Here is a 24,331-nt window from a genome sequence, read left to right on the forward strand (position 1 = left end):
CCTGCAACGGACCGGGACGACACGCGCGACCCTTCGGTCCATGTGAGATGTAGGTCACTTTCGGCCCGTAGTCTCGGCCCCGCGAGGTCCGCCGTCGTCGTGCCGACGAGCGGGCCGCCGGTCGGACCATCCGGAGGGACCACCATGCGACGCTCCCAGGCTGCGGCCCCCGCCGCTCTCGCGGCATCCGTGCTCCTGCTCGCCGCCTGCGGCGAGGAGGCGGCCGAGGGCGGTGGTGAGTCGGCCGCTCTCGAGTACCCCACCGAGCGGATCACGCTCATCGTGCCCTACGCCGCCGGTGGTCCGATCACCCTTTTCGGGCAGACCGTAGGCACCTGCCTGGAGGAGGATCTGGGTCAGACCGTGGTGGTGGAGAACCGCGAGGGCGCCTCCGGCTCGGTCGGCATGCAGGCAATGCTCGCCGGCGGGGACGACGGCCACACCATCGGGATCATCGCGGTGCCGGCGTCGGCCACCAACCCGCTCCAGGACGACGTCGGCTACACCAACGACGACTACGTGCCCATCGCGGCCGGCATGGTGATCCCCTCGGTGCTGGCCGTGGGGCAGGATTCGCAGTTCGCCGACGCGGAGGCGTTCTTCCAGTACGCCAGGGAGAACCCGGGCGTGCTCGACGTCGGTGTCCCGGGGGCGACCACCTCGCAGGCCATGGAGCTGCAGCGGTTGTCCGAGCTGTACGACGTGCAGGTGACCGTGGTGCCGTTCAACGGCAACGCCGAGATGACCACCGCGGTGCTCGGTGGCAACGTCGACGCCGTCTTCATCAACTCCACGGAGGACGTCCTGCAGAACATCGAGGCCGGCAGCTTCCGGCCGCTCGCCGTCAGCCCGGAGGAGCCGATCGAGTATGTCGACGCTCCCACGTTGGCCGAGGTCGGGTTCCCCGAGCTGGTCTACAGCACGTCGGTCTGGGGCTTCGCCGCACCGGCGGGGGTCCCCGACGAGATCGTCTCCGAGCTCGAGGGCTCGATCGAGAACTGCCTCGACAAGGAGGAGACGGTCGAGATCCTCGGCGAGCAGTACGTGCCCGACGAGTTCCTCGGCTCCGAGGAGTTCGCGGCACGCATCGACGACATCATCGAGGTCTACGGGCCGATCGTGCAGGAGTGAGCTGCCCTGGCGGCCTCCGACGGTCGGTCCAGGTAGCTCCGGCGGTCGCCTGATCGGCGGGTTCGCCAACACTTCAAGCCCGTAGTGTTTCGCCGGTACGAGAACGGGCAGGACGCGATCATGCTCGCGCAGTGCACCGTCGTCGTGCCGACGATCGGGCGACCCTCGCTCGACGTCCTGCTCGACGCGCTCGCCGCGGCGCCGGGCCCCCGGCCGGCCGAGCTGGTGATCGTCGACGACCGGCCCACCGGCGAGCCGCTGCACCCCGACCGCCCCGGCCTCCCGCCGGTCCGCGTCGTGCGCACCGGCGGCGGCGGGCCCGCCCGCGCCCGCAACCTGGGCTGGCGCACCGCCCGCACCGAGTGGATCGCCTTCCTCGACGACGACGTCGTGACCGACCCTGACTGGTACGAGCGCCTGGACGCCGACCTCGCCGGCCTGCCCGCCGACGTCGCCGGCAGCCAGGGCCGGGTGCGCGTGCCGCTGCCGGAGCACCGGCGCCCGACCGACTGGGAGCGCGGCACCGCAGGGCTGGCCACCTCCAGCTGGATCACCGCCGATCTCGCCTACCGCCGCAGCGCCCTGGCCGCGGTGGGCGGCTTCGACGAGCGCTTCCCCCGTGCCTTCCGCGAGGACTCCGACCTGGCGCTGCGGATCATGGACACCGGTGCCCGCCTGGTGCGCGGCGAGCGCTGGATCACCCACCCGGTGCGCCCCACCGACCGCTGGGTCAGCGTCCGGGTGCAGGCGGGCAACGCCGACGACGTCCTCATGCGCCGGCTGCACGGGCCCGACTGGCGGGAGCGCGCCGACGCCGCCCTCGGCCGCCGTCCGCAGCACACGGCCGTCACCGCCGCCGCCCTGGCCGCGGTCGGTCTCGCCGCGGCGCGCCGTCCGGCGGCCGCCGCGCTGGCCGCGGCCGCGTGGGCCGCCGGCACCGCCGAGTTCGCCTGGCGGCGGATCGCCCCGGGCCCGCGGGACCGCGACGAGGTCACCACCATGCTCGCCACCAGCGCGCTCATCCCGCCGCTGGCCACCTGGCACTGGCTGTGCGGGGTGGTGCAGCACGTGGGCGTCCGCCGCTGGCAGGGCCTGCCCGACCTGGTGCTCTTCGACCGCGACGGCACCCTGGTGCACGACTTCCCGTACAACGGCGACCCCGCGTGGGTGCGCCCGGTGGACGGCGCGAAGGAGGCGCTGGACGCGTTGCGCGCCCGCGGCGTGCGGGTCGGGGTGGTCAGCAACCAGTCCGGCGTCGCCCGCGGGCTGATCACCCGCGACCAGGTGGACGCCTGCATGGCGCGGCTGGACGAGCTGCTCGGCCCGTTCGACACCGTCCAGTACTGCCCGCACGGCCCGGACGACGGCTGCGATTGCCGCAAGCCGGCGCCCGGCATGGTCAAGGCGGCCTGCGCCGAGCTCGACGTCGATCCGGCGCGCGTCGTCGTCATCGGTGACATCGGCGCCGACGTCGAGGCGGCGGCCGCGGGCGGCGCGGCCGGGATCATGGTGCCGACGCCGGTCACCCGCCGCGAGGAGGTCGACGCCGCCCCACGCGTCGCGGCGACCCTGACCGCAGCGGTGGACGACGTCCTGGGTGGGCACTGGTGAGCCGCACCGTCCTGGTCGCCCGCCTCGACAACGCCGGCGACGTCCTGCTGCAGGGCCCGCTCGTGCGGGCCGTCGCCGCGGGCGCCGACCGCGTCGTGTTCCTCGCCGGGCCGGCGGGCGCCGCGGCCGCCGCGCTGCTGCCCGGCGTCGACGAGGTCTGGACCTGGTCGTGCCCCTGGATCCTCGGCGACCCGCCGGCCGTGGACGCCGCCGACCTCGCCGCGCTCACCGACCGCGTCCGGGCGCTCGCGCCCGACGAGGCGGTCCTCTCCACGTCGTTCCACCAGTCGCCCCTGCCCCTCGCCCTGGTGCTGCGCATGGCGGGCGTGCCCCGCATCTCGGCGATCAGCGTGGACTACCCCGGCACGCTGCTCGACGTCCGCCACCGGGTCGACGACGACCTCCCCGAGCCCGAGCGGGCGCTCTCGCTCGCCCGGGCGGCGGGGTTCGAGCTGCCGGCCGGCGACGACGGCCGGCTCGCCGTGCGACGACCCCTGCCCCCGGTCGCGCACCCGGCCGCGGCGGAGCCGCGGGGCCATGATCTGTCGCCCGGGTACATCGTCCTGCACCCCGGGGCCTCGGTCCCGGCGCGTGCCTGGCCGGCGCAGCGGTGCGCCGAGGCGGTCGAGGCGCTCGCCGACGCAGGCCACCGGGTGCTGGTCACCGGCGGCCCGGCTGAACGGGAGCTGACCGCCCTCGTCGCGGGCACCCGGGGCATCGACCTGGGCGGGGCGACCTCCCTGGCCGAGATGGCCGCGCTGCTCGACGGTGCGGCGGCGGTGGTCGTCGGCAACACCGGGCCCGCGCACCTGGCCGCCGCAGTCGGCACGCCGGTGGTCTCGCTGTTCGCGCCGGTCGTGCCCGCCGAGCGCTGGGCGCCCTACGGCGTGCCCACGGTGCTCCTGGGCGACCAGACCGCACCCTGCCGGGGCACCCGGGCCCGCGAGTGCCCCGTGCCCGGCCACCCCTGCCTGACCTCGGTGACCGCGCAGGACGTGGTCGCCGCGGTCGAGAAGCTGAGCACGGTCGAGCCCACGGCCGTCCGCCGTCCCGACGTCGCAGCCGGGAAGGCGGCGGCGGAGATCCAGGTGAGTGCGTGAACATCCTGCTGTGGCACGTGCACGGCTCGTGGACGACGGCGTTCGTCCAGGGCCGGCACCAGTACCTGCTGCCGGTCGTGCCCGACCGGAGCGCCGACGGGCTGGGCCGGGCCCGTACCTGGGACTGGCCGGCGTCGGCCCGCGAGGTGACGCCCGCGCAGCTGCGCGACGAGCAGGTCGACGTCGTCGTCCTGCAGCGACCCCGGGACCTGGAGCTGGTGCGCGAGTGGCTCGGCCGCGAGCCCGGCCGCGACCTGCCCGCCGTCTTCCTCGAGCACAACGCCCCCGGGCTCGAGCCGGGTGACGGACCGGTCCCGCACACCCGGCACCCGATGGCCGACCAGGCGGACATCCCGATCGCGCACGTCACGTTCTTCAACGAGCTCTTCTACGACAACGGCCGGGCGCCGACGACGGTGATCGAGCACGGGATCGTCGACCCGGGGGAGCGGTACACCGGCGAGCTGGCCCGCGCCGCCGTCGTCACCAACGAGCCGGTGCGCCGCGGGCGCACCGTCGGCGCCGACCTGCTGCCCGGCCTGGCCGCGGTGGCTCCCGTCGACGTCTTCGGCATGGGGCTGGCCGGCCTGCACGAGCGGTACGGCCTCGATCCCACCCGGGTCGCCCTGCACGACGACCCGCCGCAGGCCGCCATGCACACCGAGCTGGCCCGCCGCCGGGTCTACGTGCACCCGGTGCGCTGGACGTCGCTGGGCCTCTCGCTGCTGGAAGCCATGCACCTGGGGCTGCCCGTCGTCGGCCTGGCCACCACGGAGGCGGTGGAGGCCGTGCCCGCCGAGGCGGGGGTGCTGTCCACCCGGCCCGAGCGGCTGTGGACCGCCGTCCGGGAGTTCCTGCACGACCCGGACGCCGCCCGGCTGGCCGGGAAGGCCGCCCGCGCGGCGGCGCTGGAGCGCTACGGGCTCGACCGCTTCCTGCGCGACTGGGACGGTCTCCTCGAGGAGGTGACCCGATGAGGATCGATCTGGTCAGCGAGCACGCCAGCCCGCTCGCCGCGATCGGCGGCGTCGACGCCGGCGGGCAGAACGTGCACGTCGCCGCCCTGGCCGCGGGGCTCGTCCGGCGCGGGCACGAGGTCACCGTGCACACCCGCCGCGACGACGCCGCGCTGCCCGAGCGGGTGACCACCGACGACGGGTACGACGTCGCCCACGTCACCGCCGGCCCGGCCGAGCCGCTGCCCAAGGACGACCTGCTGGCGCACATGCCCGCCTTCGCCCGCGTGCTGCGGCACGGCTGGGCCGCGCAGCCGCCCGATGTCGTGCACGCCCACTTCTGGATGAGCGGCCTGGCGTCGGTCGAGGCGTCGGCCAGCCTGCTGCGCCCCGTGCCGGTGCTGCAGACATTCCACGCCCTCGGCTCGGTCAAGCGCCGCCACCAGGGCGACGCCGACACCTCCCCGGCCGAGCGGGTCGACCTCGAGCGCGGCCTGTGCCGCGACGTCAGCCACGTCGTGGCCACCTGCTCCGACGAGGTCTTCGAGCTGCGCCGGCTGGGCCTGGAGAGCGACCGCGTCTCGGTCGTGCCCTGCGGCGTGGACACCTCGGTGTTCACCCCGCGCGGGCCGGTGGCCCCGCGGGGTGACCGGAAGCGGCTGCTGGTCCTCGGCCGGCTCGTCGAGCGCAAGGGCCAGGACGACGCCGTGCGGGCGCTGCGTGCGGTGCCCGACGCCGAGCTCGTGGTCGTCGGCGGTCCGGCCCCGGACGCGATCGACGCCGATCCCGAGGTGCGCCGGCTGCGCGGCATCGCCGCGGAGGCGGGCGTGGCCGACCGGCTGGTGTTCGCCGGGTCCGTCGCCCGCGCCGACGTCCCCGCCTGGGTGCGCTCGGCCGACGTGGTCCTCGCCGTCCCCTGGTACGAGCCGTTCGGCATCACCCCGCTCGAGGCCATGGCCTGCGGGCGGCCCGTCGTCGCCACCGCCGTCGGCGGGCTCCAGGACACCGTCGCCGACGGCGTCACCGGTGACCTGGTGCCCCCGCGCGACCCCGAGCGGCTCGGCGCGGTGCTCGCCGCGCTGCTCGCCGACGACGACCGGCGCGCCGCCTACGGCGCCGCCGGCGTGCAGCGGGCCCGCGCCCGCTACCGCTGGGCCCGCGTCGTCGCCGACACCGAAATCGTCTACCGGCAGGTCCTCGCCCGCCGCCGCCCCGTGGAGATCGCCCGATGACCAGCATGCCGATGAGCGCGGCCCCGAACACCGCCGCCGAGGTCGTGTCCCCGGACACCTGCACCCACCTGACCGGCGCCGACCACGTCGCCTCGCTGACCGCCGCGCTGCGGTCGGTGGACGGCCAGCTGGACGTCCTCGACCGCTGGGGCCGGCTGCTCGCCGACGTGCTCTGCGGGGAGTCCCGCGGGCGCCTGCTGGCGGCGGGCAACGGCGGCAGCGCTGCACAGGCCCAGCACCTCACCGCCGAGCTGGTGGGCCGCTACCGCGCCGACCGGCCGCCGTTCTCGGCCATCTGCCTCACCGCGGAGACCTCGTCGCTGACCGCCATCGCCAACGATTACCCGGCCGACGAGCTGTTCGCCCGCCAGGTGGAGGCGCACGGACGGGCCGGCGACGTGCTGATCCTGCTGTCGACCTCGGGCCGCTCGCCCAACGCCGTCGCTGCGGCCCGCCGCGCCCGGGAGTGCGGGATCACCGTGCTGGCGATCACCGGGCCGGCGCCCAACCCGCTGGCCGCCGCCGCCGACGAGGCGGTCTGCATCGACTCGCCCTGGACGGCCACCGTGCAGGAGTGCCATCTGGTCGCCCTGCACCTGGTCTGCGCGGCGTTCGACGCCGCGGTGCTGGCCGAGCCCTCCCGGGTGCCCGCCGGCCCGACGCTGGGGGCCGCGCAGTGACGCGCCGGACGCCGCCCGCGCCCCGGCCGCTCGTCGTCGTGGGCGACGCGCTGCTCGACGTCGACCTCGTCGGCACCGCCTCGCGGCTGACCCCCGACGCCCCCGTGCCGGTGGTCGAGGACATTGAGCGGCGGGAGCGCCCGGGCGGCGCCGCCCTCGCCGCCGTCATCGCGGCGGCGGCCGCCGCCCGGGAGGTGGTGCTGGTCGCGCCACTGGACTCCGACGAGGGGGCCGAGCGGCTGCGGGCGCTGCTCGACGGCCGGGTCCGGCTGATCGCGATCTCGGCCGGCGGCGGCACCGCCGTGAAGCAGCGGGTGCGCGTGGGCGACCACTCCGTCGCCCGGCTCGACAGCGGGGCGCCCGTGGCGGTGCTGGGCGAGCTCCCGGCCGAGGCCGCCGCGGCCATCCGGGACGCCGCCGCCGTGCTGGTCGCCGACTACGGCCGGGGGACGACGGCGGACCCAGCCGTGCGCGACGCGCTGGCCGCCGCCCGCGGCCCCGTGGTCTGGGACCCGCACCCCCGCGGCGCCGACCCCGTGCCCAACGCCCGGCTGGTCACCCCCAACGGCGCGGAGGCCACCCGCGTGGCCGCCGGTGCCGGCGTGGCGGCCGACGGCTCGGGCCTGGCCGCCGTCGGCGCCCGAGCCGAGGCCCTCATCCGGCACTGGGGCGTGGGCGCGGTCGCGGTGACCCTCGGCGCCCGCGGGGCGCTGCTCTCCTACGGCTCCGGAGCGCCCATGGTGGTGCCCGCGGCCGCCGTCACCGGGGGCGACCCGTGCGGGGCGGGCGACTCCTTCGCCGCCGCCGCGGCCCTGGCGCTGGCCGACGGCGCGGTGACCGGCGAGGCGGTGGCCGCCGCGGTCGCCTTCGCCTCGGCGTTCGTGGCGCGCGGCGGGGCCTCGGCCTGGGACGCCGCCGACGGGGCAGAGCCGGACGTGGCGGCGGAGCCGGGTGCGGAGTCGGTCATCGCGCGGGTCCGCGCCGCCGGCGGCACCGTCGTCGCCACCGGCGGGTGCTTCGACCTGCTGCACCCGGGGCACGTCGCGACACTGCGGGCCGCCCGTGGCCTCGGCGACTGCCTGGTCGTGTGCATCAACTCCGACGACTCGGTGCGCCGGCTCAAGGGCCCCTCCCGGCCGCTGGTGACCGCGGCGGACCGGGCCCGGGTGCTGGAGGCGCTGGAGTTCGTCGACGCCGTCGTCGTCTTCGGGGAGGACACCCCGGCGCAGGTCCTCGACCGGTTGCGACCCGACGTGTGGGCCAAGGGTGGCGACTACGCGGGGGCCGACCTGCCCGAGGCCGAGGTGCTGCGCAGCTGGGGCGGGCAGGCCGTCGTCCTGCCCTACCTCGACGGCCACTCGACCACGGCCCTGGTCGAGCGCTCGCAGGTGTGAACGGGCAGCCGACCGCCGTCGTCCTGCGGCCGCTCGGCCTGGGGGACCTGCTCACCGGCGTGCCCGCCATCCGCGCGGTGCGGGCCGCCGTCCCCGGCCACCGGCTGGTCCTGGCGACGACGACCCCGCTGGAGCCGCTCGCCCGGCTGATCGACGCCGTCGACGAGGTGCTGCCCGCCCGCGAGCTCGAGCCCCTCGACTGGGCCGGTCCGCCGCCGGAGTTCGCCGTCGACCTGCACGGCAAGGGCCCGGCCTCGCACGTGGTCGTGGCGGACCTGGCACCCGCGCGACTGCTCACCTTCGACAGCCCCGGATACCCCGGCCCGACCTGGTACCCCGACGAGCACGAGGTCCGGCGCTGGTGCCGGCTGGTCGCCGAGGGGCTGGGGGTGGACGCCGACCCCGATGCCCTCGACCTCGCCGTCCCGGCCGTCGCCCCGCCGGTGCGGGGCGCCGCCGTCGTCCACCCGGGGGCGGCGTTCCCCGGGCGGCGCTGGCCGCCGGACCGGTTCGCCGCCGTCGCCAGACACCTGGCCGACGCCGGTCAGGACGTGCGGATCACCGGCGGCCCGGCCGAAGTGGAGCTGGCGCGGTCGGTGGCCGACCAGGCCGGGCTGGGGGACGACGCGGTGCTGGCCGGCCGCACCACGTCGCTGGAGCTGGCCGCCGTGGTCGCGGCCGCCCGCCTGGTCGTGTGCGGCGACACGGGCGTCGCGCACCTGGCCACCGCGTACCGGCGGCCCTCGGTGGTGCTGTTCGGCCCGGTGTCGCCCGCGCTGTGGGGGCCGCCGTCCCGGGCCGGGGAGCACGGGCCGCTGCACCGCGTCCTCTGGCACGGCGACGGCACCGGCGACCCCTGGGGCACCGAGCTCGACCCCGCGCTGGCGCAGATCACCGTCGACGAGGTGCTCGATGCCGTGGACGGACTCGTCGACGGCGCCTGCCCATCCCAGGCATAGGAAGCCATGCCTACGGTTCGGGCCGCCGGAACACAGGCATAGCCTCCTATGCCAGGCCGATGCCGCGGCCGGCTACTCGCGCTGGCGGAGGGCGTCGAAGAGCACCGTCTGGAGGTCGCTCTCGTCGACGGCCGAGTACGCCGCGCCCCCGGTCGCGTCGGCGATGTCCTCCAGCGCGCTCAGGTCGGCGTCCGGCCCGAGGGCGACGCCGATGACCTTGACCGGCCGGTTCGGGTCCTGCTCCTCGGCCAGCGTGCCCAGCAGGCTGTCCAGGGTGAGGCCCGCGGCGTCGTCCTCGTTGGTGCCGTCGGTGACGATCAGCACGCTGTTGACGGCCGTCGGGTCGTAGTCCTCCCGCGCGGCACGGACCGCGGCCAGCGTGGTGTCGTACAGCCCGGTCCCGCCCGGCGTGAGCCGGTCAGGGAGCGTGTCGAGCTGCTCGTCGAGGATCTCGCGTTGCACCTGCCCGTCCACCACGTCGTCCAGCTCGCGGGTGGGCACCATCTGCTCCCAGTCCCGGTCGCCGTCGAGCTGGTAGGCGAACACCCACGAGCCGAGCGCGTAGTTGTCCGGGACCAGGGAGAGCGCCGCCTTGGCCGCGTCGCGGGCCAGGGTGGCGCGGGTGCCGTCGCCGACCGGGGCCTCCATCGACTTCGAGACGTCGAAGACCGACAGGATCCGGGACGGCGCGGCGAGGCTGCTCAGCCGGGTGAGCAGCGCCTGCACCTGCGCGGCCTCCAGCGGCATCACCGCCGGGCTCGCCTCCGCGATGCCGGTGTCGGGGCCGGCGCCGGTCGGCGCTGCGCCCCCGGGTCCGCGGAAGCCGGCGTCGCGCACGGCGGTCTGCGCCTCGTCGGAGAGCAGCCGGTCGACCACGGCGTCCACGGCCTGCTGCTGCAGCCCCGTGGGCGAGCCGACCCGCAGCACCGGGTAGTCGAGCACCGGCGACCCCTCGGCCGGGTAGACCGCGACGAGGTCGGCACCCTCGGCGCCCTCGTTGAGGGCGTAGACCTCCTGCTCGCTCACCGGCACCAGCGGGGCGTCGGTGCTGCCCTCGCGGCCGGCGGCGAGGGCCTCGCTCGGCGAGAGGGCGGTGCTGCGCGCCGCGGAGAGCACGGCCTGCACCACCGCGTTGTCCGCGTCGGCGTCGTCACCCAGGGCGGTGCGCACGGCGGCGAGCGCGGAGATGGCCTCGGCGCTGGCGGCCAGGTCGGGCACCGCGAGCGGCCGGCCGGTGCCGAGGGCCTCGGCCCAGCCGGGCGCGGTCTCGGCCCAGCCGAGGTCGTCGGCCACCGCGGCGCTGGTGCCCAGGACCACCGGGGACACCGCCATCGAGCCGGCCTGCTCCAGCTCGGCGGAGGCGACGCGGGCCGCCCACAGGCGGGAGTCGGGGACCCACACCTCGGGGAGAGCGTCCTCGGCCAGCGCGCCGAGGGCGCCGGCTGTCTGCAGCGGCTCCTGGGCGGTCACCTCGACGTCGACGCAGACGTCGCCGTCAGGTGACTCCAGGCCGGTCAGCAGCTCCTCGGTCAGCTCGCCGAGCTCCGGGGCGACGGCGACGTCGACGGTCGCGCGCTCGCAGCCCCCGCTCGCCGTGAGCCACCAGGCGAGGCCGCCGAGCACCAGCACCACCGCCAGGCCTGCGGCGATGAGGACGGGTGGCACCGTGCGGCGCTGGGTGGTGTGCTCGGCGTGGCGGCCCATGCTCGCTCTCTGTGGTCGACTCGGGGGATCGCGGCTCCCCTGAGCGCGCTGGCTCCAGAGTAGATGTGAAGTGGGTCGCTCCGGGGTGACTCTCGTCGCACGCGTGGCGACGGAGCGTCAGACCGCCTGGGTCGTCGCGGCGGTGCGCCGGGCGGCGAACCAGTCGACGGTGCGGCGGAGCCCCTCCTCGGACGGCACCCGGGGCTGCCAGCCCAGCAGCTGCTCGGCGAGCGCGGTGTCGGGGCGGCGCACCTTGGGGTCGTCGACCGGCAGGTCGATGTGCTCGACGGGGGAGTCGGAGCCGGTGAGCTCGACGATCCACCGGGCCAGGCGCAGCATGGACAGCTCGTCGGGGTTGCCGATGTTCACCGGGCCGGCGTGGCCGGAGAAGGCCATCGCCAGGATCCCGGCCACCGTGTCGTCGACGTAGCAGATCGAGCGGGTCTGCGAGCCGTCGCCGGCGACGGTGAGCGGCCGGCCGTCCAGCGCCTGGTTGACGAAGGCGGGGATCGCGCGACCGTCGTCGGCGCGCATCCGGGGGCCGTAGGTGTTGAAGATCCGCACGATGCCGGTGTCGGTGCCCTTCGACGTCCGGTACGCGGTGGTCATCGCCTCGCTGAACCGCTTGGCCTCGTCGTAGACCCCGCGCGGGCCCACCGGGTTGACGTTGCCCCAGTACGCCTCGGTCTGCGGGTGCTGGAGCGGGTCGCCGTAGACCTCGGACGTCGAGGCGAGCACGTAGCGGGCGCCCTTGTCGTGGGCCAGCCCGAGGGTGTGCAGGGTGCCGAGGCTGCCCACCTTCAGGGTCTCGATCGGCATCTTGAGGTAGTCGATGGGGCTCGCGGGGGAGGCGAAGTGCAGCACCAGGTCCACCGGACCGGGCACGTGCACGTAGTCGGTGACGTCGCAGCGGACGAGCCGGAACCCAGGGTGCTCCATCAGGTGCACGACGTTCTCGGGGGAGCCGGTCAGGAAGTTGTCGAGGCAGACGACCTCGACCCCGCGCTCCAGCAGCTGCTCGCACAGGTGCGACCCCAGGAACCCGGCGCCCCCCGTGACTACCGCCCGGCGGATCGTCCGCGCCTCGCGTACCGGCCCCTCGACCATCGCTGCCTCCTCGTCCGCGCACCGCCGGTGGCGCGCACCGTGCGGCCCGTACCCGGAGATCAACATCGCACACACTTCGGCCTCGAAGTGTTCGTGCCGGTGTCGCGACCCCGGGACGACGAACGGGCCGCCGGCCTCCCGAGGGAGACCGGCGGCCCGCCGGATGTACTGCCCCCCCGGCCCGTGCGAGCCGGGGGAGGGGTGCCCCGTCAGGGGCCGGACGGATCAGTCGACGACCGACTCCTCGTCCGGGATGGCGTTCGTCGGCGGGGTCGCCGGCTCACCGTCGAACTCCTCGATCGGGGCGTCGCCGATGTCGGTCGTGCGGACCTCCTGGACGACCTCCGAGCCGTTGCCGACGATGCGCTCGATGGTCATGCCGCTGGTGCCCATGTGGCTGTCCTCGGAGTAGCGGAACGGCGCGAACACCGGGCCCTCCCACTCGCCACCGGCGGTCTCGATGGCCTCGACCAGGCCCTCGCGGGTCGGGTTCTGGCCGGCCGCCTGCAGCGCCTGGGTCGTGGTGTAGGCCTGCGCCATGCCGTAGATGCGGTAGTTGGTGAGCTCGCCCTCGCCACCGCACTCGTCCCAGATGCGCTGGAACTCCTGCACCCACGGGTTGTCGGTCTGGTCCACGGTCGGCAGGTAGCCGGTGGTCAGCGCGCCGTCCAGCAGGGCCGCGTCGCTCACCGCGCCCTCGCTGAAGCGGTTGAGCAGGCCGCCGACCAGCGTCGGGTCCGAACCCACGTTGGAGTAGAACCACTGCGGGTCGTAGCCGAGCTGCAGCGCGGTCAGCTGCGACAGCGCGGTGTAGCTGGGCACGTTGAAGCCGACGACGAAGTCGGCACCGGCGGCCTGCAGCGCCGCGATCTGCGGGCCGACGTTGGTGTTGCCCGGCGTGTACCGCTCGGCCGCGACGATCTGGTCGTCGATGTACTGCCGGATGCCGGCCTCGCCGTCCTCGCCGAAGTCGTCGTCCTGGAGGAAGAGCCCGACCTGCGCGTCCGGGAAGTTCTCGGCGATGTACTCGCCGATGATCTTGCCCTCGCTCATGTAGTCGGTCTGCCACCCGAACGACATCGGGTAGGTCTCCGGGTCGTCGCCCCACATCAGCGAGCCCGAGGAGACGAACAGGTCGGGGACGCCCTCGTCGTTGAGGAAGTCGACCACGGCGCTGTGGGTGGGGGTGCCCAGGCCGCTGATCATCGCGAAGATCTCGTCCTCGAGGACGAGCTCGTTGGTGACCTGGCTGGTCTGGGTCGGGTTGTAGGCGTCGTCGCGGAAGACCCAGTCGATCTCCCGGCCGTTGACGCCGCCCTCCTGGTTGAGGCAGTTGAAGTAGGCGTCGATGCCGGTGGGGATCTCGCTGTAGCCGGGAGCGGCCACACCGGTCAGCGGGTAGTGCGCGCCGAGCTTGATCGAGGTCTCGGTGACGCCGATGTCGGAGGCCTCGTTCTCGCCCCCACCACCACCGCTGCTGGAGCCGCCACCGCTGTCATCGCTGCCGCCACAGGCGGCGACGGTGGAGGCGACGGTGGCCGCGGCGATGGCGGTCATGAGTCGACGGGAGGATCTGGACAACAGTTCTCCTCTGGTGCGGCCCGGGCATCGGTGCCCGGGAGTATGGGTGAGGTGGAGCGGCCGGTCGTGGCGGGTCGAGGGGGTCGCCCTCACCCCCTGCTGCTCGCGCCGGTGGCGCCGGCCTGAGCCATCGCCCGCTTGGCCTTGCGGGTCATCCAGCGGAGGCGGATGGTCCCCACGAAGCCGGCCGGGACGAAGATCATCACCACGATCAGCACGACGCCGTAGACGAACGGCGCCAGCTGGGCGGCCTCGGTCTGGTCGAGTCCGAGGTCGCCGCCGAGGTTGGTGACGAACGGCGGGAGGAAGACGAGCAGCGCCGAGCCGAGCAGCGCGCCGGTGAGGCTGCCCAGCCCGCCGATGACGATCGCGGTGAGCAGCGCCAGCGAGAGCACGATGGTGAAGCCGCTCGGGGCGGCGAGGCGGACGACGATGGCCAGCACGCCACCGGCCAGCCCGGCCGCGGCGGCGCTGACGACGAACGCCAGCACCCGCCAGGCGCCGAGGTTGATGCCGGCCAGCTCGGCGGCCACCTCCTGGTCGCGCACCGCCCGCCAGGTGCGCCCGATCCGGCTGCGGATCAGGTTGGCCAGGAAGAAGTAGGTGAGGAGCAGGCAGATCGCGCCGACGTAGGCCAGCCACTTGGTGCTCGAGGCGTTGTTGCCCGAGACCGCGTCGATGAAGCTCCCGAACCACTCCGGGGCCTGCGGGGCGCGCACCCGCATGCCCTGCTCGCCGCCGAAGATGTCGTGGAAGTAGATCGCCAGACCGGGCAGGCCGACGGCGAGGGCGAGGGTCGCACCGGCCAGGTACGGGCCGTGCAGCCGGGCGGCGGCCACCCCGACCAGCGCGCCGATGGCGGTCGCCACGACGATCGCGGCCAGCAGGATCACCGGCAGCGGGAGCGGCTCGTCGGCGTCGAGGAGCAGCGCCGTGGTGTAGGCGCCGGCCGCCATGAGCGCACCGTGGCCGAGCGAGATCTGGCCGTTCATCCCGGTGAGCACGGTGAGCCCGCCGGCGGCGATGGCGTAGTACGTCAGGGTCGCCAGCTGCGAGTTCTGGAACGGGCTGGTCAGCTCCAGCACCGCCACCGCCAGCACGGCGCACACGGCCAGCACCAGCAGGTGGCGCAGCAGCGTGGACTGCGGCAGGAACGATCGGCCGGCCTTCGCGGGGCCCGAGGGGGCGTCGCCCCCGGCGGTCGCCTTGACGGGCGCGTCGTCGCTGGCCTTGCCGGCGGTGCCGGTGGATGCCGGGCTCTGCAGGTCGCTCATGGTCATGCCCTCCGAGCCGTGGTGCTGCTGAACAGGCCGCCGGGTCGCACCAGCAGCACGACGATGAGGATGACCAGGGCGGAGATGTTGACCAGCGCGCTGCCACGCGGGGCGTAGCCGCTCACGTAGCTCAGCGCCAGGCCCAGGATCAGCCCACCGACGATCGCGCCGACCGGCGAGTCGAGGCCGCCGATGATCGCGGCGACGAAGCCGAACACGATCAGTGCGTCCATGTAGGCGGGCCAGACGAACGTGCCGCCGGCGATGAGCAGGCCCGCCAGCGAGCCGACGACGGCGGCCAGTCCCCAGCCGAGGGTCAGCATGCCGCCGACCTTGACACCGAGGAGCCGGGCGACCTCCTGGCTGAAGGCCGAGGCGCGCATGGCCAGGCCGATCCGGGTGAACCGGAACAGCGCGACCAGCAGCGCCATGGTCAGCAGCACCGAGCCGATGATGTAGAGGCTGGTCGGCGTGAGCGGGATCGTGGTGTCACCGATCTCGAAGCCGCGGACCCCGAACGGCGTGGGGAACGACTGGAACGACGAGCCGAAGATGATCGCGATGAGCGCCTGGATGGCGACGAACAGACCCAGGGTCACGATGACGGCGTTGAGCTCGGGGCCGCCCTCCACGGGGCGGATGATCACCCGCTCGACGATCGCGCCCAGGAGGAAGCCCGAGAGCAGTGCGACGATCAGCGCCACCCAGTAGGACTGGCCGGCCTGGATCAGCGCCAGGGCGATGAACGTGGTGGCCGCGGCCATCGAGCCCTGGGCGAAGTTGACGATGCGGGTGGAGCGCCAGATGAGCACCAGGGCCAGGGCGAAGGCCGAGTAGATCATGCCCTGGGTCAACCCGGTGAGGGTCACGTTGACGAAGTAGTCCACGGAGGAGGAAGCCTTCCTGGCAGTGCGGGGAGGGTCAGAAACCGAGGTAGGCGTGCCGGAGGTCCTCGTCGGCCATCAGCGTGCGGGCGGAGTCGGTGACGACCACCTTGCCGAGGTTGAGGACGACGCCGACATCGGCGACCGACAGGGCGCTGCGGGCGTTCTGCTCCACCAGCAGCACCGACAGGTTCTCCGAGTCGACCAGCTTGCGGAGCAGCCCGAAGATCTGCGCGACGATGCGCGGGGCCAGGCCGAGGGAGGGCTCGTCGAGCAGCAGGACCCGCGGCTTGGCCAGCAGCGCCCGGCCGATGACGAGCATCTGGCGCTCGCCGCCGGAGAGCGTGTGCGCGGCGTTGTTCTTGCGCTCGGCGATGCGCGGGAAGAGGTCGTAGACCCGGTCGAACTCCTCCTTGCCGACCTTGCCGCGGAACAGCGCGCCGACCCGCAGGTTCTCCTCGACGGTGAGCTCGGAGATCACGCCGCGGCCCTCGGGGACGTGCGCCATCCCCTTGCCGACCATGGCCTCGACCGGCGCCTTGGTGATGTCCTCGCCGTCGAGGACCACGCGGCCGGAGACCGGGCGGACCAGGCCGCTGATCGTGCGCAGCAGCGTCGTCTTGCCGGCGCCGTTCGCACCGAGGACGGCGGTGATGCGCCCGGCCTCGGCCGACAGGGAGACGCCGTCGAGCGCGCGGACCGGCCCGTAGGTGGAGGTGAGGCCCTCCACCTCGAGCAGGCGGGTCGTGGTCGCGGTGCCGCCGGTCGCGGAGCCGCCGGTGGCGGAGACCGCCGTGCTGCCGTGGGTCTCAGGCATGGGTACGTCCTCCGTCGGCGTGGGTCAGCTCGTCGGCGTCGGCCCCGGGGTCGACGGCGTCGCCGAGGTAGGCCTCGGTGACCGCCGGGTCGGCCTGGACCTCCGCGGGGGTGCCGGCGGCGATCTGCTTGCCCGAGTCGAGGACGGTGATCTGGTCGCAGACCCGCATGACCAGGTCCATGTGGTGCTCGACCAGGAGCACGCTCATCCGGCCGACGACCGAGCGGATCAGGTCGCCCAGCTCGTTCATCTCGTCCTCGGAGAGGCCGCTGGCGGGCTCGTCGAGCAGCAGCAGCTCCGGCTCGGAGACCAGCGCCCGGGCCAGCGCGACCCGCTTCTGCACCGGGTAGGGCAGCGAGCCGGGGTAGCGGCCGGCGTACTGCTCGGCGTTCAGCTCGGTCAGCGCCCGCATCGCCCGCTCGCGCAGCGCCCGCTCGTCCTTGTCGGACGTGGGCAGGGCCACCAGCGCCGAGAAGAAGCCGGCGCGCGCGTGGCGGTGTGCACCGACCATGACGTTCTCCAGCACGGTCATGCCGGGGAACAGGCCCACGCCCTGCAGGGTGCGGGCGATGCCCAGGGAGGTGAGCTTGCTGGGCTGGAGCTTGCGCATCTCCTCGCCGCGCCAGACGATCCGGCCCGACGTCGGGCGGACCAGGCCGCAGGCGACGTTGAACAGGGTGGTCTTGCCGGCCCCGTTGGGGCCGATCAGCCCGTGCACCTGGCCCGGCTCGACGGTCACCGACACGTCGGTGAGGGCCAGCACGCCGCCGAAGGCGACGTTGATCCCGGTCATCTCGAGCCGGGCCGTGGGCGGTGATTCGTGCGTTCGCTGGCTGCCGGTCGGCTGCGCCAAGGGGCCCACTGCTCCTCTGCATCGGCGAGGTCACCACCCCAGAGCAGGGCGGCGACGGTCGGGTCGCGAGTACGTCCCGCTGAGAGTGCACGGCCGTGTCGGCGGTCACAATGGGCGCACCGCACAGCGATCGCGAGATCGGGTTGTGCTGTGTGTCCCACGTCTCGCGCGGCGGGACGGAGGGTGTACGCGGCCGCCGGGGAACCTGGTGGGAACCTGGCGGGACGGGACCGGTGAGGGCTCGCCGACGGCCGCCGGGTCGCGGGGCCGGCGTCGATTGGGTCACGACTGTGCCGGGCCGACACTCCTCTCCTGTGTTCGCACTCACAATGGGCTGATCGCACAGTGATGTGCGTCCCGTGTTGTGCTGTCAGCGGCGACGTCAGGAGGAGGTGATCACGTGCAGCCCTTCCGCCCGGAGGTGGCGACCCGGCTCGCGATGCTGGCGCCCCGGCTGATGGACCAGCTCGACGCGATGACCGACCGGATGGTCGACGTCCTGGCCCGCACCGAGCCGGCCTACCGGGAGCTCGTCGAGCAGTCCGAGCAGGACGTGCGGACCTCGACGCGGTCCAACCTGGAGAGCGGGCTGCGCTCGCTGATGGCCGCGGCCGCCGGCACGGGCACCCTCCACCTGGCCTCGGCGCGGGCGGTGGGCCGCCGGCGGGCGGCGCAGGGCGTTCCGCTGGAGGCGGTGCTGCGGGCCTACCGCCTCGGTGGGCAGGTGACCTGGGAGGCGCTGCTCGCGGTCTCCCGCGACGGCACTGGGCAGCACGACACCCTGCTGCTGGAGGTCGCCGGCTCGGTGTGGCGCACCAACGACGCGGAGTGCGCCGCCGTCGCCGAGGGCTACCGGGAGGAGCAGCGGCGGCTCGACGGCGTCGACGACCAGGCCCGGCAGCAGGCGCTGGACGGCCTGCTGGAGGGCCGCGGGAGCGACCCCGCCTTCGTGCGCAGCGCCGCGGAGATGCTGGCCATGCCGCTCGCCGGGCGACTCATGGCGGTCGTCGCGCTGCCGGGTCCCGACGGTGCACCCGGGCTCGGCGCCCCCGGCGAGATGCTGCTCAAGCGCGGCGTGCGGTCGGTGTGGGGCGCCCGCGGTGACGCCCAGGTGGGCGTGGTGGTGCTCGCCGCCGTCCGGCCCGGGGACCTGCTCACGTTGCTGCGGGGGGCCGCGACCGGCCCGGTCGGGGTCTCCGACGTCGTGGTGGGTGCGGCCGCGCTCGGTGCGGCCTACCGGCTGGCCGAGACGGCGGTGCGCACCCTGCCGGCCGGCGCGAGCCGGGTGGTCAGCATCGACGACCGGCTGCCCGAGGCGCTGCTGAGCAACTCGCCCGAGATCAGCTCCCGGCTGGTGGGACAGTCGCTCGGCGGGCTGCTGGAGCTGCCCGAGGACGAGCGCGACGTGCTGCTGGACACGCTGGCGGCCTTCCTGGCCACCGACGGGTCACCGACCCGCGCCGCCGACGCCCTGTACTGCCACCGGAACACCGTGATGCACCGGCTGCGGCGGATCGAGTCGGTGACCGGCCGGAAGGTGACCGACCCCCGGTCGCGGCTGCTGTGGCAGCTGGCGCTGCTGGGCACCGAGCACGGGGAGCCGGCCCGCCGTTCCGCGTAGCCGGTACCTCCTACTGGAGGTAGTTCTCCACCTGCTGCTCCGGGCGGACCTCGGCCTCGTCCGGGTCCTCGGCGTACTGGCGCTTGGCGCGGCGCTGCCGCAGCAGGTCCCAGCACTGGTCGAGGTCGGCCTCGAGCTTGCTCATGCGGGCCCGCGTCTCGTCGGTGTGCTCGCTGCTGTCACGCAGCTTGTGCTCCTCGTCCACCAGGGTGTGGATGCGCTGCAGAAGGTCGTCCTCGTTCATGCCCCGGTCCGTGCCCGGGGAAGCGGGCGCGAAACCGGGGCGGCGGTCACCCCTCGCCCGGCACCCAACCCTCGACGAAGGCGGCCAGCCGGCGGTGCACCGCCCCGCCGGCGCGGCCGAGGGCGAGCAGGGCCGCGCGCTCCAGCGGCACACGGACGGTGCGCCGGCCGGCCGGGCGGGTGGCCACGGCGTGACCCGCGGCGACGAGCTCCGGCCAGGGACGGGAGAGCTGGGCCCGGACCCGGTCCAGCGCGGCGCCGGTCGGCCCCGCGTTGCCCTCGACCATCGCGGTCACGAGGCCGGGGTCGCTGCCGATCACCCGGGTGCCGTCGCGGAAGCTGCCCGCGGCCAGCGCGAGGGCGAGCGGGCCGGCGTCGGCGGCCGCGGCGGCGAGGGCGGCGGCCAGCAGGTGCGGGACGTGGCTGATCGCGGCGACGGCGTCGTCGTGCTCGGCGGCGGTCACCGGCACCACCTCCGCGCCCACCGCGAGCGCCACCTCGGCGACGCGCAGCCACCGCGGCAGCTCCGTGTCCGGCTCCAGGCACAGCGCCCAGCGGGCGCCGGCGAACAGCGCGGGGTCGGTGGCGCCGTGGCCGGAGCGCTCGGTGCCGCACATGGGGTGGCCGCCGACGAAGCGCCGTCCCAGGGTGCGGCCGAGGGCGTCGAGCACCGGCACCTTCACCGAGCCCAGGTCGGTCACCGTCGCGTCGGGGTCGACGGCCAGCCCGTCGAGGGCCGTCGCCATCGCCGGCAGGGGCACGGCGAGGACGACGACGCCGGAGAGCTCGCGGGTGATCCGGACACCCCGCGCGGCCGCTGCGTCACGGGCGGCCGGGTCGACGTCCCAGCCGGAGACCGGGCGCCCGGCGGCGGCCAGCGCGGCGGCCAGCGAGCCGCCCAGCTGGCCCAGCCCCACCACGCCGACCGGGGGAGCGGGCATGGTCGGGACCGGGAAGGACGGCCCCCCACCGGTGGGTGTGCCCCCGGGACGTGCGGCGTCGGCCATGATCAGAGGCTATGACGCCGACCTGCCCGCTCCTGCCGCCCCTCGCGCCATGACGCCCCGTTCGTTCCTGCTGACCCCGGAGCTCGCGGAGTACGTCCGCGCCTCCTCCGACCCGGTCGACGAGGTGATGGCCGACCTGATCCGGGAGACCGCGGAGATGGCCGCGCGCGGCGAGGCCCCGGACACGATGCAGATCGCCCCCGAGCAGGGCGTGCTGATGCGGCTGCTCACCACCGCGATCGGCGCCCGCACGGCGATCGAGATCGGCACGTTCACCGGGTTCTCCGCGCTCTGCATCGCGCGGGGCCTGCCCGAGGACGGGTCGCTGCTGTGCCTGGACCGCAGCGAGGAGTGGACGGCGGTCGCCCGGCGCCACTGGGAGCGGGCGGGGGTGGCCCGGCGGATCGAGCTGCGCATCGGCGACGCCCTGACCTCGCTCCGGGAGCTGCCGGGGGAGGAGACCTTCGACCTGGCGTTCGTGGACGCGGACAAGACCGGCTACGCCGCCTACGTCGAGGAGCTGCACCCCCGGGTGCGGCGCGGCGGCGTGGTGCTCCTGGACAACACGCTGCGGTCCGGGGGCGTGCTCGACCCGCGCAGCGAGTCCGACCGGGCGCTGGCCGAGCTGAACGCCGCCCTGGCCGCCGATCCGCGGTGGGAGACGGCGCTGCTGCCGCTCGCCGACGGCCTGACCCTGCTGCGCAAGCGATGAGCGAGGGCGCGCCGGCGGGTCCGGCCAGCTACGCGGTGCGGGTCGCCCGGGTCGACTCCCGGTGGAAGGTGGAGCTGCTCGCGGCCGACGCCGGTGACGAGCTCCCGGTGCTCGAGCGGGCCCTGGGCGAGCCCGGCGCCGGGGGATGGCCGCCGCCGATCGTGCTCGTCGTCGACTCGCGGCTGTACTTCGTGGCGCTGCGGCACGGCCCCGGTGGCATGGTGCGGGCGCTGATCTCCGACGCGACGATGCTCGAGTGGGTGCTCGCCGCCGAGGTGGTGGAGCGCTACGGGATCGGCGTCGACACCGAGGGCGCCTTCGACGACGACGAGACCGGCTGGCCCGGCGGCGACCTGGACCTGTTCGCCGACGACGGGCTGCCGGCCGAGGAGCTGAGACCGATCGTGACCGCCGACGACCTGTGGGCCGACGAGATGGTGGCCCGGATCGCCACCCGGCTGGGCTTCGCCGACGAGCTGGCCGCGGCGGTGGCCCCGTGACGGTCTCGGCGGTGGTGTTCGACCTGGGCGGGGTGATCACCGAGAGCCCGATGACCGCGTTCGCCGCGTACGAGCGCGAGGCGGGGCTGCCCGAGGGTCTCATCCGGCAGCTGAACTCGACCGATCCCGACACCAACGCCTGGGCCCGGTACGAGCGCAACGAGCTCGACGTCGCCGGGTTCTCCGCCGCGTTCGAGGCCGAGGCCGCCGCGCTGGGCCACCGCATCGACGCCTCCCGCGTGCTGGCCGGGCTGCAGGGGGAGCTGCGCCCGGCGATGGTCGACGCGGTGCGCCGGCTGCGCGAGGCGGGTCTGCCGGTGGGCCTGCTGTCGAACAACGTGGCGCCGATGGAGCGGACCGGCCGGCTCGGCGACCTGCTCGGCCTGTTCGACGCGATCGTCGAGTCGTCGACCGAGGGGGTGCGGAAGCCGGAGCCGGAGATCTACCGGCGGGCGCTGGACCGGCTGTCCGAGGCGGTCGGCCGCCGGATCGAGGCGGCCGACTGCGCCTACCTCGACGACCTGGGCATCAACCTCAAGCCGGCCCGCGCGCTGGGCTTCTCGACGATCAAGGTCGTCGACCCGGCGGTCGCGCTGGCGGAGCTGTCCGAGCTGGTCGGCTTCCCGCTGGACGACGCCGCGTGAGCCGGTCCCGGTACCTGTACCTCGGACGGTCCGTCTCTGCCCACCTGTGCTGGGCAGAGACGGACCGTCGTCGGAAGTCCTCGTGACCGAGGACCTCGACGCCGCGATGGGACGGGCGCTCGAGCTGGCCGCGGCTGCGGAGGGCTGGGGCGACACCCCCATCGGCGCCGTCGTCCTCGGGCCGGACGGCGCGGTGCTCGCCGAGGCCGCCAACGAGCGGGAGAAGCGGGGCGACCCCACGGCGCACGCCGAGGTGCTCGCGCTGCGGGCCGCCGCGCAGGTGCACGGCGACGGCTGGCGGCTGGGCGGCTGCACCCTGGTGGTGACGCTCGAGCCCTGCACGATGTGCGCCGGGGCGAGCGTGCTGGCGCGGGTCGACCGGGTGGTCTACGGCGCCGACGACCCGAAGGCCGGGGCGGCGGGATCGCTGTGGGACGTGGTCCGCGACCGGCGCCTCAACCACCGGCCCCAGGTCACCGGCGGGGTCCGCGGCGAGGAGTGCGGCGCGCTGCTACGTGCCTTCTTCCGCCGCCAGCGGGGCCTGTAGTCTCTTCGGCGGTGGCGTGTCCGAGCGGCCGAAGGAGCACGCCTCGAAAGCGTGTGAGGTGCAAGCCTCCGTGGGTTCAAATCCCACCGCCACCGCCAGCTGACGACGGCGGCGCCCCTGCGGGCGCCGCCGTCGTGCTGTGTGAGCCACCTCGCACCGCTGCCAGGGAACTGGCAGCCGGGCCACAGGTCTCCTGAGCATTTCGCCTCCACTGTGTCGACGCCGCCGTTACGGCATGCAACCTTTCGACACTGCGGAGCGACGAATGTTCTTCACCTACCTGCGGCGCGAGCTGCGCCAGCGACGCCGGCAGTCCCTGCTGGTCGCGCTCGGACTCGGCCTGGCGATCGCGCTGGTCATCACCGTCACCTCGGTGACCGCCGGCGTGGGCGACGCGCAGGACGAGGTCCTGGAGTCCGTCTACGGCGTCGGCACCGACATCACCGTGAGCACGCAGCCCCAGCGCCCCGACGCGGCCGCCGAGGGCGGCGGGACGGCGGGCGGTCCGCCCACCTTCCAGTTCGACCAGGAGGGCACGGAGGCCGCCGGCGGTGGCCGCTCGTTCGACCAGGACCAGCTGCGGACCTCCGGCGCCACGATGGACGCCGCCGCGGTCGAGACAGTGGCCGGCATCGACGGGGTGAGCGCCGTCGCGGGGACGCTGAGCATGACGAGCACCAGCTTCACCGGGGAGATCCCCGACTTCGGCAGCGGGCAGATGCCCGCCCCCGGCAGCGCGGAGGACGGCGCGGCGACCGGCCCGGGCAGCGGTGGCTCCTTCAGCGTCACGAGCATCGACATCGAGGGCGTCGACCTCACCGCCGAGGCCGTCGGCCCGCTGAGCTCCACGACGCTGGACGAGGGCCGAGCCCTCACCGCGTCCGACGCCGGTGCCCAGGTCGCCCTCGTGGACGCCACCTACGCGACCGAGAACGACGTCGCCGTCGACGGGACGGTCAGCCTCGGGGGGGCCGACTTCACCGTGGTCGGCATCGTCTCCTCCGCCTCGGCGTCGGCCACCACGGCCGCCGACGTCTTCGTCCCCCTGGACACCCTGCAGACGCTCGCCGAGCAGAGCGGTCAGGTCTCGACCCTCTACGTGCAGGCCGCCTCCGCCGACGTGATCGAGGAGGTGCAGACCGCGATCGAGACCGCTCTCCCCGACGCCACCGTCAGCACCGCCGACGACCTGGCCGGCGAGGTGTCCGGCTCGCTGTCCAGCGCCTCGGACCTCGCTCGCACGCTCGGCACCTGGCTGGCCGCCCTGGTCCTGCTCGCGGCCTTCGTGCTCGCGATCCTCTTCACGCTCTCCGGCGTGAGCCGGCGGGTCCGTGAGTTCGGCACGCTCAAGGCGCTGGGCTGGCGCAGCCGCCGCGTCGTCGGCCAGGTGATGGGCGAGTCGCTCGCCCAGGGCCTGCTCGGCGGCGCCGTCGGTCTGGCGCTCGGCCTCGGCGCGGTCCTGGTGATCAACCTCGTCGCGCCGGAGCTCTCCGCCACGGTGGCCGCCTCCGGTGCCGGTGCCGGCGCGGGTGGTCGGCCGGGCGGCTTCGGCGGTCCGGGGGGCGAGGCGGCGGACGCCGCGTCGGCGGTCGCGGTGACCCTCTCCGCCCCGGTCACGGTGACCACCGTGCTCCTGGCCGTGGCGATCGCCGTCCTCGGTGGGCTGCTGGCGGGCGCGGTCGGTGGCTGGCGTGCCTCGCGCATGCGCCCGGCGGAGGCGTTGCGCAGTGTCGCCTGAGCCCGCCGCCCCGACCCTGCCCCTTCCCACTCCGCC

General features: G+C 74.9%; 23 protein-coding genes and 1 tRNA gene. 15 read left to right on the forward strand and 9 right to left on the reverse strand.

Going from position 1 to position 24,331, the window contains the following annotated elements:
* Window positions 1-144: 144 nt before the first annotated feature.
* The 8 genes from ACI79T_RS13090 to ACI79T_RS13125 all read left to right on the forward strand — a co-directional run bounded on the left by ACI79T_RS13090 (window position 145) and on the right by ACI79T_RS13125 (window position 9,063).
* Entirely contained in the window at window positions 145-1,131 is a 987-nt protein-coding gene (locus ACI79T_RS13090) for a tripartite tricarboxylate transporter substrate binding protein (RefSeq protein WP_456610501.1), read from the forward strand.
* An 84-nt stretch (window positions 1,132-1,215) separates the two neighbouring features.
* Entirely contained in the window at window positions 1,216-2,742 is a 1,527-nt protein-coding gene (locus ACI79T_RS13095; RefSeq protein WP_456610502.1) for an HAD-IIIA family hydrolase, read from the forward strand.
* Entirely contained in the window at window positions 2,739-3,842 is a 1,104-nt protein-coding gene (locus tag ACI79T_RS13100) for a glycosyltransferase family 9 protein (RefSeq protein ID WP_456610503.1), read from the forward strand. Before ACI79T_RS13095 ends, ACI79T_RS13100 begins: the two co-directional genes overlap by 4 nt.
* Window positions 3,839-4,819, forward strand: a complete 981-nt coding sequence (locus ACI79T_RS13105; protein WP_456610504.1) for a glycosyltransferase — start codon at window positions 3,839-3,841, stop codon at window positions 4,817-4,819. The genes ACI79T_RS13100 and ACI79T_RS13105 overlap by 4 nt, the downstream gene beginning before the upstream one ends.
* On the forward strand, window positions 4,816-6,030 hold the full coding sequence (locus ACI79T_RS13110) for a glycosyltransferase (RefSeq protein WP_456610505.1): 1,215 nt from the start codon (window positions 4,816-4,818) through the stop codon (window positions 6,028-6,030). The genes ACI79T_RS13105 and ACI79T_RS13110 overlap by 4 nt, the downstream gene beginning before the upstream one ends.
* Window positions 6,027-6,710 (forward strand): D-sedoheptulose-7-phosphate isomerase, encoded by a 684-nt coding sequence (locus ACI79T_RS13115; protein WP_456610506.1) that lies wholly within the window; start codon window positions 6,027-6,029, stop codon window positions 6,708-6,710. The genes ACI79T_RS13110 and ACI79T_RS13115 overlap by 4 nt, the downstream gene beginning before the upstream one ends.
* Window positions 6,707-8,104 carry a D-glycero-beta-D-manno-heptose 1-phosphate adenylyltransferase gene (rfaE2, locus tag ACI79T_RS13120; RefSeq protein ID WP_456610507.1) on the forward strand — a complete coding sequence of 466 codons (1,398 nt, stop codon included), beginning with the start codon at window positions 6,707-6,709 and terminating at the stop codon, window positions 8,102-8,104. The genes ACI79T_RS13115 and rfaE2 overlap by 4 nt, the downstream gene beginning before the upstream one ends.
* A complete protein-coding gene (locus ACI79T_RS13125; RefSeq protein WP_456610508.1) occupies window positions 8,101-9,063 on the forward strand; it encodes a glycosyltransferase family 9 protein in 963 nt (320 codons plus the stop codon). The genes rfaE2 and ACI79T_RS13125 overlap by 4 nt, the downstream gene beginning before the upstream one ends.
* Window positions 9,064-9,135: 72 nt before the next feature.
* Here the strand turns inward: ACI79T_RS13125 and ACI79T_RS13130 are convergent, their stop codons facing one another.
* From ACI79T_RS13130 to ACI79T_RS13160, 7 genes are all read right to left on the reverse strand, one after another.
* Complete coding sequence (locus tag ACI79T_RS13130; protein ID WP_456610509.1) at window positions 9,136-10,767, reverse strand: substrate-binding domain-containing protein; 1,632 nt, start codon at window positions 10,765-10,767, stop codon at window positions 9,136-9,138.
* Window positions 10,768-10,884: 117 nt separating this feature from the next.
* A complete protein-coding gene (locus ACI79T_RS13135; RefSeq protein WP_456610510.1) occupies window positions 10,885-11,874 on the reverse strand; it encodes a UDP-glucuronic acid decarboxylase family protein in 990 nt (329 codons plus the stop codon).
* Between the two features lie 225 nt (window positions 11,875-12,099).
* Window positions 12,100-13,431, reverse strand: coding sequence for an ABC transporter substrate-binding protein (locus ACI79T_RS13140; protein ID WP_456610511.1), 1,332 nt, complete (start codon window positions 13,429-13,431; stop codon window positions 12,100-12,102).
* A gap of 113 nt (window positions 13,432-13,544) precedes the next feature.
* The gene (locus tag ACI79T_RS13145; protein ID WP_456610512.1) at window positions 13,545-14,729 is read right to left on the reverse strand and encodes a branched-chain amino acid ABC transporter permease; all 1,185 of its coding nucleotides are present in this window, start codon (window positions 14,727-14,729) and stop codon (window positions 13,545-13,547) included.
* A 2-nt stretch (window positions 14,730-14,731) separates the two neighbouring features.
* Entirely contained in the window at window positions 14,732-15,616 is an 885-nt protein-coding gene (locus ACI79T_RS13150; RefSeq protein ID WP_456610513.1) for a branched-chain amino acid ABC transporter permease, read from the reverse strand.
* A gap of 34 nt (window positions 15,617-15,650) precedes the next feature.
* Window positions 15,651-16,430 (reverse strand): ABC transporter ATP-binding protein, encoded by a 780-nt coding sequence (locus ACI79T_RS13155; RefSeq protein WP_456610514.1) that lies wholly within the window; start codon window positions 16,428-16,430, stop codon window positions 15,651-15,653.
* Window positions 16,423-17,292, reverse strand: a complete 870-nt coding sequence (locus ACI79T_RS13160; RefSeq protein ID WP_456610515.1) for an ABC transporter ATP-binding protein — start codon at window positions 17,290-17,292, stop codon at window positions 16,423-16,425. Before ACI79T_RS13160 ends, ACI79T_RS13155 begins: the two co-directional genes overlap by 8 nt.
* 391 nt (window positions 17,293-17,683) lie before the next feature.
* On the opposite strand from ACI79T_RS13160, the gene ACI79T_RS13165 reads away from it, so the two are divergent.
* On the forward strand, window positions 17,684-18,904 hold the full coding sequence (locus ACI79T_RS13165; protein ID WP_456610516.1) for a PucR family transcriptional regulator: 1,221 nt from the start codon (window positions 17,684-17,686) through the stop codon (window positions 18,902-18,904).
* A gap of 10 nt (window positions 18,905-18,914) precedes the next feature.
* Here ACI79T_RS13165 and ACI79T_RS13170 read toward each other — a convergent pair whose 3' ends face one another.
* Entirely contained in the window at window positions 18,915-19,148 is a 234-nt protein-coding gene (locus tag ACI79T_RS13170) for a DUF2630 family protein (protein ID WP_456610517.1), read from the reverse strand.
* Between the two features lie 46 nt (window positions 19,149-19,194).
* Window positions 19,195-20,154 (reverse strand): prephenate dehydrogenase, encoded by a 960-nt coding sequence (locus tag ACI79T_RS13175; RefSeq protein ID WP_456610518.1) that lies wholly within the window; start codon window positions 20,152-20,154, stop codon window positions 19,195-19,197.
* Between the two features lie 49 nt (window positions 20,155-20,203).
* Between ACI79T_RS13175 and ACI79T_RS13180 the strand changes: the two genes are divergently transcribed.
* From ACI79T_RS13180 to ACI79T_RS13205, 6 genes are all read left to right on the forward strand, one after another.
* Complete coding sequence (locus ACI79T_RS13180; protein ID WP_456610519.1) at window positions 20,204-20,866, forward strand: O-methyltransferase; 663 nt, start codon at window positions 20,204-20,206, stop codon at window positions 20,864-20,866.
* Window positions 20,863-21,366 (forward strand): tRNA adenosine deaminase-associated protein, encoded by a 504-nt coding sequence (locus ACI79T_RS13185; RefSeq protein ID WP_456610520.1) that lies wholly within the window; start codon window positions 20,863-20,865, stop codon window positions 21,364-21,366. Before ACI79T_RS13180 ends, ACI79T_RS13185 begins: the two co-directional genes overlap by 4 nt.
* Window positions 21,363-22,010, forward strand: a complete 648-nt coding sequence (locus ACI79T_RS13190; RefSeq protein ID WP_456610521.1) for an HAD-IA family hydrolase — start codon at window positions 21,363-21,365, stop codon at window positions 22,008-22,010. Before ACI79T_RS13185 ends, ACI79T_RS13190 begins: the two co-directional genes overlap by 4 nt.
* An 82-nt stretch (window positions 22,011-22,092) precedes the next feature.
* Complete coding sequence (locus tag ACI79T_RS13195; RefSeq protein ID WP_456610522.1) at window positions 22,093-22,557, forward strand: nucleoside deaminase; 465 nt, start codon at window positions 22,093-22,095, stop codon at window positions 22,555-22,557.
* 10 nt (window positions 22,558-22,567) lie between these two features.
* A tRNA-Ser gene (locus ACI79T_RS13200) sits at window positions 22,568-22,655 on the forward strand.
* A gap of 167 nt (window positions 22,656-22,822) precedes the next feature.
* Complete coding sequence (locus ACI79T_RS13205; protein ID WP_456610523.1) at window positions 22,823-24,295, forward strand: ABC transporter permease; 1,473 nt, start codon at window positions 22,823-22,825, stop codon at window positions 24,293-24,295.
* The last annotated feature ends 36 nt before the right edge of the window (window positions 24,296-24,331 follow it).

The sequence above is a fragment of the Blastococcus sp. SYSU DS0619 genome, assembly GCF_054051035.1.